This is a genomic window from Nicoletella semolina (genome assembly GCF_004345745.1).
Taxonomy (GTDB): domain Bacteria; phylum Pseudomonadota; class Gammaproteobacteria; order Enterobacterales; family Pasteurellaceae; genus Nicoletella; species Nicoletella semolina.
Map to the genome: position 1 here is coordinate 98,113 of NZ_SLXJ01000002.1, position 13,156 is coordinate 111,268.

At 42.1% G+C, this 13,156-nt stretch carries 12 protein-coding genes, 1 tRNA gene and 1 pseudogene; 5 read left to right on the forward strand and 9 right to left on the reverse strand.

Going from position 1 to position 13,156, the window contains the following annotated elements; translation table 11 throughout:
- Positions 1–20: 20 nt before the first annotated feature.
- From EV693_RS01860 to recG, 4 genes are all read left to right on the forward strand, one after another.
- Positions 21–818 carry a tyrosine-type recombinase/integrase gene (locus EV693_RS01860; RefSeq protein ID WP_132500698.1) on the forward strand — a complete coding sequence of 266 codons (798 nt, stop codon included), beginning with the start codon at positions 21–23 and terminating at the stop codon, positions 816–818.
- Between the two features lie 235 nt (positions 819–1,053).
- Positions 1,054–1,129 (forward strand) — tRNA-Asn (locus EV693_RS01865).
- A gap of 249 nt (positions 1,130–1,378) precedes the next feature.
- Positions 1,379–1,693: a beta-barrel domain-containing protein gene (locus EV693_RS01870; protein ID WP_207906465.1), complete on the forward strand. Its 315-nt coding sequence runs from the start codon at positions 1,379–1,381 to the stop codon at positions 1,691–1,693.
- 128 nt (positions 1,694–1,821) lie between these two features.
- On the forward strand, positions 1,822–3,903 hold the full coding sequence (gene recG, locus EV693_RS01875; protein ID WP_132500699.1) for an ATP-dependent DNA helicase RecG: 2,082 nt from the start codon (positions 1,822–1,824) through the stop codon (positions 3,901–3,903).
- 82 nt (positions 3,904–3,985) lie between these two features.
- On the opposite strand, the pseudogene EV693_RS01880 reads toward recG, so the two are convergent.
- Positions 3,986–5,159, reverse strand: a pseudogene (locus EV693_RS01880) (SelB domain-containing protein).
- Positions 5,160–5,319: 160 nt separating this feature from the next.
- Here EV693_RS01880 and tldD point away from each other — a divergent pair.
- On the forward strand, positions 5,320–6,765 hold the full coding sequence (gene tldD / locus EV693_RS01885) for a metalloprotease TldD (RefSeq protein WP_132500700.1): 1,446 nt from the start codon (positions 5,320–5,322) through the stop codon (positions 6,763–6,765).
- Positions 6,766–6,790: 25 nt separating this feature from the next.
- Here tldD and EV693_RS01890 read toward each other — a convergent pair whose 3' ends face one another.
- From EV693_RS01890 to EV693_RS01925, 8 genes are all read right to left on the reverse strand, one after another.
- Positions 6,791–7,597 carry an urease accessory protein UreD gene (locus EV693_RS01890; RefSeq protein ID WP_132500701.1) on the reverse strand — a complete coding sequence of 269 codons (807 nt, stop codon included), beginning with the start codon at positions 7,595–7,597 and terminating at the stop codon, positions 6,791–6,793.
- Between the two features lie 73 nt (positions 7,598–7,670).
- On the reverse strand, positions 7,671–8,306 hold the full coding sequence (ureG, locus tag EV693_RS01895) for an urease accessory protein UreG (RefSeq protein WP_132500702.1): 636 nt from the start codon (positions 8,304–8,306) through the stop codon (positions 7,671–7,673).
- A gap of 155 nt (positions 8,307–8,461) precedes the next feature.
- Entirely contained in the window at positions 8,462–9,172 is a 711-nt protein-coding gene (locus EV693_RS01900; protein ID WP_132500703.1) for an urease accessory protein UreF, read from the reverse strand.
- A complete protein-coding gene (ureE, locus tag EV693_RS01905; protein WP_132500704.1) occupies positions 9,157–9,708 on the reverse strand; it encodes an urease accessory protein UreE in 552 nt (183 codons plus the stop codon). Before ureE ends, EV693_RS01900 begins: the two co-directional genes overlap by 16 nt.
- Before the next feature lie 162 nt (positions 9,709–9,870).
- On the reverse strand, positions 9,871–11,607 hold the full coding sequence (gene ureC, locus EV693_RS01910) for an urease subunit alpha (protein ID WP_132500705.1): 1,737 nt from the start codon (positions 11,605–11,607) through the stop codon (positions 9,871–9,873).
- Positions 11,607–11,957, reverse strand: coding sequence for an urease subunit beta (gene ureB / locus EV693_RS01915; RefSeq protein WP_132500706.1), 351 nt, complete (start codon positions 11,955–11,957; stop codon positions 11,607–11,609). Before ureB ends, ureC begins: the two co-directional genes overlap by 1 nt.
- 9 nt (positions 11,958–11,966) lie before the next feature.
- Positions 11,967–12,269 (reverse strand): urease subunit gamma, encoded by a 303-nt coding sequence (gene ureA, locus EV693_RS01920; protein WP_132500707.1) that lies wholly within the window; start codon positions 12,267–12,269, stop codon positions 11,967–11,969.
- 238 nt (positions 12,270–12,507) lie between these two features.
- On the reverse strand, positions 12,508–13,155 hold the full coding sequence (locus EV693_RS01925; RefSeq protein ID WP_132500708.1) for an energy-coupling factor ABC transporter ATP-binding protein: 648 nt from the start codon (positions 13,153–13,155) through the stop codon (positions 12,508–12,510).
- Between the last annotated feature and the right edge of the window lies 1 nt (position 13,156).

Sequence of the window (13,156 nt, forward strand, 5' to 3'; positions counted from 1 at the left end):
AGTTATGTCGGTGTTGTGATGTGGTTTACCCAAATGAAATTACGCGTACTCATTTACTTAATTGGCGTAATACGGTTGTAGGAGAAGGGATTAAACCAATCACTTGGAATAGTTATTTACGGCATTTAAAGTGCCTTTATAAATTTGGGATTGAGAATGATTTACTCATTTATAAGGAAAACCCATGTGACAAATTATTTTTGCGAGTAGGGAAGCCAAAAAGAAAAATTCTTACTGAGCGACAGTTAATAAAATTAGACTTTTTTCTTAGTAGTGAAGAAAATTTGCCAACAGTATTGAATCCCCAATGGTTTATCCAAGCATTAGTTAATACATTTCGTTTTACTGGGATTCGCCGGGCCCAATTACTTCGTTTGAAAATAGGTGATATTGATTTATATCAGAAAGTTATTCATATTTCTCCAGAGATTAATAAAAACCATGAATATCATTGTATTCCTATTTCAGAGAGATTATTTCCTTATATTGAAAGATTGGTTCTTGAACTAAGAAAATATAAACAGTCTTCTGATTCTCAGTTATTCAATATTAATATATTTCGCAAAACTCGATATAAAGGTCAAACCACAACAGAATATCAAATGAGCCACCTTTTTAGAGTAATTTCAAATAAGTTAGGTTTTCAAGTTTCTCCTCATCGTTTCAGACATACTGTAGCGACCAATCTGATGAAAAATCCAGATAATCTTTATGTTGCGAAACAATTACTTGGACATAAAGATGTGAGAGTTACATTAACTTATATTGAAAGTGATGTTGAAATGCTTAGAGAAAAAGTGAACTCAGATTTATTATAAAATATCACTATCCAGCCTTTACAAACTCTAGATTTTGTGTAAGATCGGATCAAGATTGGTATGTTACAGGGCTAATCAATCACGGTGTATCGGCTGGGTATTTATAGTGAAAGATCCTGTAGCATTACTTATAGCAGTTTTTGTGCTTGTAGAGGTTTTACGCAAAGGATTGAAAATCCCCGTGTCGGTGGTTCGATTCCGCCTCGAGGCACCATTTAAAGTTTATTATTCCTATTCCTCCTTAGTTCAGTCGGTAGAACGGTGGACTGTTAATCCATATGTCGCTGGTTCGAGTCCAGCAGGAGGAGCCAATTTTCATCATTAGATCACGCCTTAATAATTTATAGAATTCCCATCTAGACATATAATTTGGTTCTTGTACATTTTGTAGTTAATCCAATTCAGAAACATACCTATTGTTGCTTTATGATTAAGTATCGTAGAATGTAGTATCTAAGTGGTAGTAGGGCGAACGCAGTTAGTTATCACGAAAATCTTTACCGAAGGGGTAGGACTAATTGCAGGAATAACTAGTTTTACCGCTACAGACAATATCGTGAGTGAGAATTAAACGTCAAACAGCTCCATATTACCAATATCCAAGCAGGGGAAGGCAACTTTATATTCGCTATGGCTACTTAAATGGAAAAGTAAACTATTTAAGTTTTGAAGCAATACAAGATGAAAAATTGGGATTGGTATTTCCAGTTACGATCTTAATGGAAAAAAGCCATCTGACGATTGAACAGAAAAAGGTTGATCTGATTGCTGGAATGGCAGTAACCGCAGAGATTAAAACGGGAGAAAGAAGAGTGATTGATTATCTACTCAGCCCATTTAAAACAGCACTTGATGAAAGTTTTAAAGAACGTTAGCCATTGGCATTAATAGGCTAGAGTGCCTCCTCTTTCTTGTCTCGCATTCTATTTTTCCTTACAATTTAAAATCTATTACTAAACTCACAAACCTAAAATAGGCATTTAAATGGGGCGGAAATTTTACAATGCGTGAACAGTTACTAGACGGTGTGCCACTGACTGCTTTATCTGGTGTTGGGGCAGCGATTGCAGAAAAACTCAGTCGAATTGGTATTAATAACGTGCAAGATCTGCTATTTCATTTGCCTTATCGCTACGAAGATCGCACCCGCATTACCCCAATTGCTGATGTGCGTCCAGAAAGTTTTGCCACCATTGAAGGCATTGTACAGCTAACCGAGGTGCAGTTTGGTCGCCGACCTATCTTATCAAGCGTGCTGTCCGATGGCACAAGTAAAATAACCTTAAAGTTCTTTAATTTCAACGCAGGAATGAAAAATAGTCTTGTGGCAGGCGTAAGGGTGAAAGCGTTTGGGGAGGTGAAGCGAGGGCGGTTTATGGCGGAAATTCACCACCCCGAATATCAAATTATTCATAATAATCAACCGCTCGTATTAGCTGAAACTTTAACCCCTATTTACTCCACCACAGAAGGATTAAAACAGGCTTCACTGCGTAAATTAACGGATCAGGCATTAGCACTGTTAAATAAAATAAATGTACCAGAACTGCTACCAAACCAATATAATCCTCACCAATACAGCCTCAAAGAAGCTCTACAATTGCTCCACAGACCTCCGCCGAGCATCTCAGCTCAACAGCTAGAACAAGGCGAACACCCAGCTCAAAAGCGATTAATTTTTGAAGAATTGCTCGCTCATAATTTGGCAATGCAAAAAGTAAGACAAGGGGTAAGCGAATTACAAGCAACGCCACTTTGTTATCAAACGGATCTGAAAAGCTGCTTTCTTGCCAGCCTCCCCTTTCAGCCAACCAATGCTCAGCAGCGTGTAAGCGGTGAGATTGAACAAGATCTTTGCAAATCATCGCCGATGATGCGGCTTGTACAAGGCGATGTTGGATCAGGCAAAACGCTTGTTGCGGCGTTAGCGGCATTGTTGGCGATTGACAACGGCAAGCAGGTCGCATTAATGGCACCCACTGAAATTTTAGCAGAGCAGCACGCCAATAATTTTGTGCATTGGCTACGACCCTTTGGCATTGAAGTCGGCTGGCTGGCAGGAAAAGTAAAAGGGAAAGCACGTTTGGCTCAGTTGGAAGCGATCAAAAATGGCACAGTGCAAATGGTTATTGGCACACACGCCTTATTTCAGGACAGTGTAGAGTTTCATCAACTTGCCTTAGTCATCATTGATGAACAGCACCGTTTTGGTGTGCATCAACGCTTAACACTACGAGAAAAAGGGGCAAAAGCTGGCGTCTATCCCCACCAATTAATTATGACTGCAACCCCCATTCCTCGCACATTAGCAATGACTGCCTATGCCGATTTGGATACCTCAATTATTGATGAGTTACCCCCAGGGAGAACTCCCATTACCACAGTTGCTATTTCGGAGGAACGGCGAGATGAGATCGTCAAGCGTGTTTACCAAGCGTGTAAAAATGAGCAACGGCAAGCCTATTGGGTTTGTACATTGATTGATGAATCCGAGGTACTAGAGGCACAAGCGGCGGCGGCAATTGCAGAAGATTTACAGCGAGCATTGCCTGATTTACGCATTGGCTTAGTACACGGTCGAATGAAGCCACAAGAAAAACAAGCGATTATGGCGGAATTTAAAGCTGCAAATATTGATTTGCTGGTTGCGACCACGGTGATTGAAGTAGGCGTTGATGTGCCGAATGCTAGCCTAATGATTATCGAAAATTCCGAACGTCTAGGCTTGGCTCAGCTTCACCAGCTACGAGGACGAGTTGGACGAGGGGCGACAGCCTCACATTGTGTTTTGCTGTATAAACCACCACTGGGTAAGGTTGCGAGTCAGCGTTTACAGGTATTGCGAGACAGTCAAGATGGTTTTTATATTGCTGAGAAAGATCTTGATATTCGAGGGGCTGGCGAAATGCTTGGCACAAAACAGACAGGACTTGCGGAGTTTAAAGTGGCTAAACTGATGCGAGATCGGAAAATGATCCCACTCGTGCAGCGTTATGCTAAGCAAATTATTACTGAAAACCCACCGCTTGCACAGGCATTAATCAACCGATGGCTGGCTGGCAGAACAGAATATACCAATGCGTAATGGGAGAACGTTCTTTTATAAATATAAGTTGAGAAAAGGATTTCTCCGCTATTGCAAGGACAAATCTCCTTCGTCTTGCTTTTTAACGTATTTCGTCAAAAACCTCACTATCACGCAGTAGGTGAATATTGCCTTTACGTCGTAAGAAGCCCAACGATCGACATATTCAATCAGCTGAACAGTGAGTTTTCGTCCATATTGAATGTGATCTCGTAGCTGATTAACGGAAATTTCGCCGTGCTGTTCAATAAATTGTTTGATAAATTGAGCAAATTCGGTGATTTGTTCGTGAAGTAAAAAACGATCTCGAACGATAGGCACAAGATAGCCTAATTTTCCTGCTTTATAGAGCAAATTCCGCATCTTTGTTTCATCAATTGACAACGCCTTGGCGAATCAATTTCCAGCACTTCTGCTCCTGCAAGAGTTTGGCTATCATCGCCTGTGCGTAAAATCAACCTGTCTCCAACACAGATATGCAGCGGCGTTTCAAGCTGAATTTCTGCAAAAATTTGCCCTAAACGCACCGCTTGCAGATGGCTCTCTTGCGGATAACCCACTTGCTTAACATTCAGCAGCGACAATTTACCTGTCGTGTGGCTAGCGTAGTGGTAAATATGCACTGCACTACTCTCTTTGAGTGGCTGTATATTTTCCAAGCGAACAGTGAGGCGATCACTTACATAACAAGGAGCAAGCTCGGTCAGCCAATCGCCTCGCTTAATTCCCTCTTTTTCCCCCACCACATTCAATGCGAGATGCTGACCTGCGTCTCCTGCCGTTGCAGCGTGGTTCTGTGCCTGTAACAACAACGCCAGCTCCCTTAAGGTGAAAAACACGATCAATGGCATAACGATGAAGCAAGTTATCTTGTTGTTTTAGCCGAATTAAATGTTGTTTGAGCGTTTCAATCCCCTCACCTGTACGGGCAGAAGTAACGAAAAAGCTGTATCTGCTTTTGTGATCACCACCATTATCTGCGAAAAATGCAGCAGTCTAAGCAGCATTAAATGTTCCTGAGTCTGTGGCTTAATCCCTTCCTGTGCAGAGATAACCAACAACGCATATTGCACGCCACCCAGCCCTGCTAACATAAAACCCAGTGTATCGCCTGCTATCGGCAAGTAAGCATAACCTAAATCAATCGTCAGTCCTCGCTTTTTTTCCTCAGGCAAATGTGCCGTATGCGTCCCTGTCAAGGCTTGTAACAACGCTGTTTTTCTGTGATCAACGTGTCCTGTGGTTACAAAAATCATATTCCCTCCAATGATTTATTCTCACTGTGGTTGCTACGTTTTATTTTATTTTGCTAAAAATCATAAAAATTTTTCAGTGTCTCGCTATTTTGTTTGCAATTTGAGTAAATCTAAAAATCTAGGGTAGAATAGTAGAAATTTTTATAATGTGAGAGAAATAATGTTAAACCGAGTTTCAGAGAGTTTGCTTGCACCCAGTGGGCTAACGTTGTCGCAATTAAGCCAAGTGCTTGACTGCTTTTCCAATCGTCAAATTGACTATGCCGATCTCTATTTTCAGCTTAGCCAAGATGAGAGTTGGTCATTGGAGGATTCGATTATCAAGGAAGGCGGGTTTTATATTGATCGAGGCTTTGGCGTACGAGCAGTGTCTGGCGAAAAGACGGGGTTTGCCTATGCGGATCAAATTAATCTCTACCAGCTTGAGCAATGTGCGGCGGCGGCACGTTCAATTACCAATGTAAGCGGTCAGTTATTGGTAAAAAATTTCAAGCAGACCGAGGCAATTCAGCGTTATGCGGCCATCAATCCATTGGATTCTATCAGCCGTGAACAAAAAGTTGAATTATTACATCTTGTTGATAGCGTCGCTCGTGCAGAGGATAAGCGAGTCATTCAAGTGAATGCAAATTTGTCCGCTGTGTATGAGGAAATGTTGGTAGCAGCGACTGATGGCACACTGGCGGCGGACATTCGCCCATTAGTTCGTTTATCTATCTCGGTTTTAGTCGAGCAAGATGGCAAGCGTGAACGAGGCTCTTCTGGAGCTGGTGGGCGATTTGGGCTAACTTGGTTTTTTGAGCCACATCTCTCAGGATTCAGCCGTGCAGAGTGGCTTGCGAGAGAAGCGGTACGTCAGGCAGTGGTCAATTTGGGCGCTATACCTGCTCCTGCGGGTTTGATGCCGATTGTATTGGGGGCGGGCTGGCCTGGAATTTTACTTCACGAAGCCGTTGGACACGGTTTAGAGGGCGATTTTAATCGTAAAGCATCTTCGCTCTTCACTGACAGAATTGGAGAGCAAGTTACCTCACCTCTTTGTACTATTGTTGATGATGGCACGATTCCAGATATGCGAGGCTCAATCACTGTTGATGACGAAGGCGTTGTTTCGCAACGAAACGTCTTAATCGAAAATGGTGTATTAAAAGGCTATATGCAGGATAAGTTAAATGCTCGTTTAATGGGCGTGGCTCCAACAGGCAATGGTCGCCGAGAATCTTACGCTCACTTGCCGATGCCACGAATGACGAATACTTATATGACAGAGGGAAGCCACGAGTTTGATGAGATGATTGAATCCGTTGATTTTGGGATTTTTGCGTCCAATTTTAGTGGCGGACAGGTCGATATTACATCAGGAAAATTTGTTTTTTCTACTTCTGAAGCCTATTTGATTGAAAAAGGAAAAATTACTCAACCTGTTACAGGAGCGACCTTGATCGGGAGTGGCATAGAGGCAATGCAACAGGTCTCAATGGTGGGTAAAAAAATGGAACTTGACCTTGGCGTTGGCACTTGCGGTAAGGAGGGGCAGAGCGTCCCCGTCGGTGTTGGGCAGCCTACAGTGAAGTTGGATAAAATCACTGTGGGTGGACGAGGGTAATCAACGAGCAATCGAGTAAAATGGACTAAGTTTGCACTTTAAGCATATCTGCGATGTATTTAAATGACTTTTCAATATTTTCTGCACGATAGCCAACAGATCGAATTAGTATGCCATTCTGGTTCAACTGCGAAATACCCAGCATTAATTGTGGTGTTGAGCTAAATTCTGCCTGTAGCTCATTCGTTAATTTTTTGAGCTGTTGTTCTGAAAAAGATAAATTTATATACACCAACGTGCCTTGATGCGTAAAATCCTCCATTTGACTTAAGGCTGTCAGTGGCATACTTTGGGGCTGCCATTGAATGCGATCGGAAAGTAGAGGCTTACCTTGAGAGACAATCCGTAGGTAAGAGGAAAAATGGCGAAAGGCAAATTGTTCGTGGTTTAATATTCGCCCCACAGCGATAATTTCACCATAAATCAGCTGATTACGTTCACTCAGTTCAATCAGAGTAGTTTGTTTGAAGGCACTTTCTTTATGCAGAACCAAAGGGTGTGGCAAATAGAATAAACGACTGTCTGGTGCCAGTTGGATATGTGTATTCTGTTCGGCATATCCATTATGGTTCATCGCTTGTACTCGAGTAAATGCTTGTGTAGAGAGCGAAAGTGATGTTTTTGGTGCTAATGAAACACGGACATTTAGTCTATCTCCTCCTAGTAGCCCTGGTGAAGAACTCATTTGCACAGCATTTAATTCATTATGCCAGCTTGTTGTATATGTGGCTGGCAAAGTGAGCAATTTGAATGGCGGAGAGACAAAACAGCGATCTAATTGTGTTTTGCCTGAAGCGGTGAGTTTAGTCGAAATTATTAAATCGCTATGCATAATTTATTATATGATGGGTGAATAATAAAAATGATTGTTTAAACGCTATGTTGATATCATAGCGTTTGTGCTGTTATCTAATTAAATTAGTAGGCTCATCGCTTTGCTGAAGCAGAGCATACTTTTCAATCCAGCCGATCACTCCATCAAGATTTTCATTTTTCATTAAATTGGTAAAAATAAATGGCTGACCATTACGCATACGACGAGCATCACGTTCCATTACGCCTAAATCCGCTCCAACGAATGGTGCGAGATCCGTTTTGTTGATCACTAACAAATCGGAACGAGTAATACCAGGTCCACCTTTACGAGGAATTTTCTCCCCTTGTGCCACATCAATCACAAAAATAGTCACATCGGCTAAGTCAGGGCTAAATGTTGCAGATAAATTATCGCCACCCGACTCAATAAAAATTAACTCAACCTCTGGGAAGCGAGCGACCATTTCATCTACCGCTTCTAGATTCATTGATGCATCTTCACGAATTGCCGTATGAGGACAACCGCCTGTTTCCACACCCATAATTCGTTCAGATGGCAACAAACTATTTTTGGTTAAAAACTCTGCATCTTCTTGTGTGTAGATATCATTGGTAATTACGGCTACACTATACTTGCTGGCAATTTCACGAGTTAAACGCTCAATTAGTGCTGTTTTACCTGCTCCCACAGGACCCGCCACCCCGATTTTAATATACTGACGCATTGATTTTGTTCCTTTTCACTATGGACACGAAGCATCGAGTCCCTATAATAAATTAAAATAACGTGTCCCTACCGATCACACAGAATTAATATCAACGCAAATCTCAAATAATCCGATCAGTAAGGACGCCACACGATTGGCAGACGTCCACCAAATCAAGACATATAAAGCCGTGTATAAAGCTGCTCGTGTTGCATTGAGCGGATATCACTGGCAATTGTTGCCGCTCCAAGCCATTGAGAATCAGGATTTAGGCTATTTTCGACCGCTTGAGCGATAGGATTTCTAAGTGCGAACAGAATATCCTGCCCGTCCATTTGGCTTAATGGCACAAGTTTCACACCATTGGTTACTGTTCCTACTGCTGCGTTGTAGTAGAACGCATACAGACTTTCAGCTTTGTCGAGTTTCATCGCTTGTGCCACCATCGCAAACACGATGGGAAAGTAACCTTGACAACGCTTTTCAATGATTGCTTGCTGAAATTTGCTCAATAATGGGTGATTTTCATAGCGAATAAAAATCTTAAGTAACCGAACACCCAATTTGTAACTTCCTTCACGGCTTTCGCGAGCAATTTTGGTGGCAGCAAGTTCTTGATCTAACGCCAGCAAGCGGTCTAAATCGTGGTTTATCATTGCATCAAATGCTAATGACAAATACGCACCATCATTATAAATCCAGTTCTGCATTAGTTGTGTCTGAACATATTCCTCAAGCGTCTCTCGACTATTCACCTTGCCTTGTTGCACAAAGGTTTCCAAGCCGTTGGAATGGTTGAAACCACCAATCGGCAGGGTAGGATCAACAAGGTGTAGCAATGCACCTAACTGGGTTAATCCAGCTTGTGTTAGTGTTTGTGCCAATTGCCATCTCCGTGATGATGATAGCCGTGATGATCGTGAGAACGGCTATGAGAATGCCCCTGTGCAGAGTTCGCTCGCAGTGCTTGGCTTAAACGGCGTTCTGCTTTTTTCGGCTCAAATCCAGCCGCTTGTAACCATTCAAACATTGGTTTATCGTAAGGTAATGTTACCTCATCACCGTCCAAAAACAGCGGTGAATGTTTATTGCCGATTTCATAGCAAGCACGAGCCATTTCAGGCAAGGTTTGTGGCGAAAGCACGATAACCTCCGATGGTATAATCTCAATTGCAATCACTAATGTATCACTAATAAACACGACATCATTATGTTTTAAACGTTGCCCTTCTTTCAATAAACGAAACGCCACCTCACGCCCAGATTGGCTTTTTTTCCGCAAAATATTACGTTCACTCTCGTACCATTCAAGCGGCACATAATCAATTTTTTGGGCTGTAATTTGACCACTGTCTTGAAGTGCAGCCAAATTGCCTAAAATTTCTTCCATAATAGGCAGGATTGGGTTAATTATTTGCATTATTTTCTCCCAGCTGTATTTCTACTCCATACTTACATATAGAGAATTTGGGGACGCAAGCATTGCGTCCCTACCAATCACGCTGAATTAAGAATGAATGTAAGGACACACTGCGTGTGTCCGCTTTTCGGACGTAGGCACACTATCCCTACATTCACGTTATCAGAACAAGAAATACCGCTGTCCGAGTGGCACTTTTGTTGCAGGTTCACAGGTGATATGTTCGCCATCGACTCGCACTTCGTAACGTTCTGGATCCACGGTAATCTCTGGTGTTTCACTGTTATGCACCAGATCTTTCTTGCTGATATCTCGACATTTTGTTACTGCAAGAGTCTCTTTTTCTAAACCATATTGTGTTCGAATATCTGCCTCTACGGCAGCTTTAGAAACAAAAAATACGGCACTTTTTTCAACCGCTTTACCCTGTGCACCAAACATTGGGCGGTAGAGTATCGGTTGTGGTGTCGGAATAGAGGCATTCGGATCGCCCATTTTGGCGTAGCTAATTATTCCTTTTTTCATCACAAATTCTGGTTTTACGCCAAAAAAGGCAGGTTTCCACAATACAATGTCTGCCAATTTACCCACTTCAAGCGATCCGACATAGTCGCTAATGCCGTGTGCAATTGCTGGATTGATAGTATATTTGGCAATATAACGTTTAATACGGAAATTGTCGCTGTCAGTGCTATTTGTGAGTTTATCCTCTGCTAATATGCCTCGTTGTGCTTTCATTTTGTCTGCTGTTTGCCAAGTGCGAATCACGACTTCGCCTATCCGCCCCATTGCCTGTGAATCTGAACTCATTATGGAAAAAACGCCAATATCGTGCAGAATATCTTCTGCGGCAATCGTTTCAGGACGAATACGACTATCCGCAAAAGCCACGTCTTCAAGAACTTGCTTATCTAAATGGTGGCATACCATTAACATATCCAAATGTTCATCAATGGTATTGACCGTAAATGGGCGAGTTGGATTAGTTGAAGCTGGCAACACGTTTGGATACATCGCTGCTTTGATAATGTCAGGAGCGTGCCCACCGCCTGCACCTTCAGTATGGAAAGTGTGGATAACACGCCCATTAATCGCTTTTATCGTATCTTCTAAGAAGCCACTTTCGTTAAGTGTGTCCGTGTGAATCGCCACTTGAATATCCATTTCATCTGCCACTTTCAAAGCTGCATCAATCGTCGCAGGCGTCGCTCCCCAATCTTCGTGAATTTTTAGCCCTAATGCCCCTGCAACAATTTGTTCTTTTAACGGCTCAAGGGTTGAACAATTTCCTTTACCAAAAAAGCCAACATTGACAGGTAACGCTTCCGTAGCTTGAAACATTCGTTCCATATTCCAAGCACCTGATGTAACGGTTGTGGCGTGTGTACCATCAGCAGGACCTGACCCACCACCGATCAACGTGGTTACGCCACTTTCAATCGCGTGTTGTGCTTGTTGCGGACAAATGAAATGTATATGGGTATCGATACCGCCTGCGGTCGCTATCAGATGAGTCCCATTATGAACCTCTGTACTCGCCCCAATAATCATATTTGGCGTAACGTTATCCATTGTATCTGGGTTACCTGCCTGCCCAATACCCACAATGCGTCCATCACGAATACCAATATCGGCTTTGATAATCCCTAATTTTGCGTCAATAATCATCACATTTGTAATGACAAAATCTAATACATTCGGATCGCTGCGAGTCGCTGTGCCTGATTGTGCCATACCATCACGAACACTTTTACCGCCGCCAAATTTACACTCATCGCCTTTAGTGAGCAAATCTTGTTCAATAGTCGCCCATAAATCGGTATCGCCAAGACGCACTTTATCCCCTATGGTTGGTCCATAGGTTGCGACATATTGCTTGCGGGAAATCGTTAATGCCATTATTCGTTCTCCAACTTTTCTTCTGTGTCCAACTTTTCACCCTCATCTAACTTTCCATCAACCGCATTATGGAAACCATAAATAATGCGATTGCCACCAAATGCAACCAGCTCAACCTGTTTTGCCTCGCCTGCTTCAAAGCGGACAGCATTGCCTGATGGTATATTAAGTCGCATACCATACGCCAACGATCGATCAAAATTCAGTGCATTATTGGTTTCATAAAAATGGTAATGTGAGCCGACTTGAATCGGTCTATCACCCTGATTGACAACATCTAATAAGATGGTTTTACGTCCTTGATTAGCGAGAATATCGCCATCTGCGAGTTGGTATTCACCTGGAATCATAATATCCCCTTAACGAATTGGATAGTGTACGGTAACGAGTTTCGTCCCATCTGGGAAAGTCGCTTCAATTTGTACTTCGTGTATCATTTCTGGTACGCCTTCCATCACATCATCAACGGTTAATAGTGTGGCACCATACTGCATCACTTCCGCTACAGACATTCCATCTCGTGCTGCTTCTTGCAAATGGCTGGCGATATAGGCAATAGATTCAGGATAATTGAGTTTTATCCCACGATTTTTACGCTTAATGGCTAACTCTCCTGCAAGAAATAGCATTAATTTTTCTTGTTCTCTTGATGTTAAGTGCATAGTTACCTTCTAATTTTCATCTTTTATCTGCAATATTCCCTGATAAACAAACACAACAAAATGCCATACACAAGCGGTCGCAAAATAGAAAAATTTTGCAAAGACAAGCTTTTCAATGTGCTAAGAAGAGGTTGAATATCAATAATGAATAGATAATGGAAGCTAAGCGTATTCTACTCTTGCTCTATCAAAAAAGAAAGCAGGTGAGAGAAGTAATAGGTAACAATAGAGAAAGCATTTACCCCAAAGATAAGCAACGATCCGCCATTTTATCGATAAAAAAGTGATCGTGAGAGGCTATTAACATTGGTAGACCCAATTCAGTTAAAAGCACGATTAATCTTTCGCTATTTTTTCTGTCTAACCCATTAGTGGGTTCATCAAGTAATAATACTTGAGGCTGCATTGCTAATACACCGGCAAGTGCAGTGAAATTTTGTTCGCCGCCAGATAAGGTACTGACTGAACGATCTCCTAAGTGTGCAATCCCCAACTTTTCCAGCTCTTCTGCCGCTATTTGATAAGCGACAGAGTGTGATTTCCCCTGATTTAATGGGCCGAAAGCGACATCATCAAGCACAGTTGGACCAAATAATTGATCCGCAGAATGCTGAAAACATAAACCAACTTGATGCCCTCGCAACGGCACAAAATCACGATCTTGTTGGCAAGACTTACCAAACCACTGAATGCTACCTGCTGTAAATGAAATAAAGCCTAGCAGGGCGTGCAACAGCGTAGATTTGCCTGTACCAATCTCACCTTGTAAAAATAGTCGCTCTTGTGCCACCAACTGAAAAGAGAGATTGTCAATAATGGTTTTGCCATTGCGTTGTAATTGCAGTTGGCTAACGTTCAATAATGGGTTAGGTGGTAAAAGGGTCATT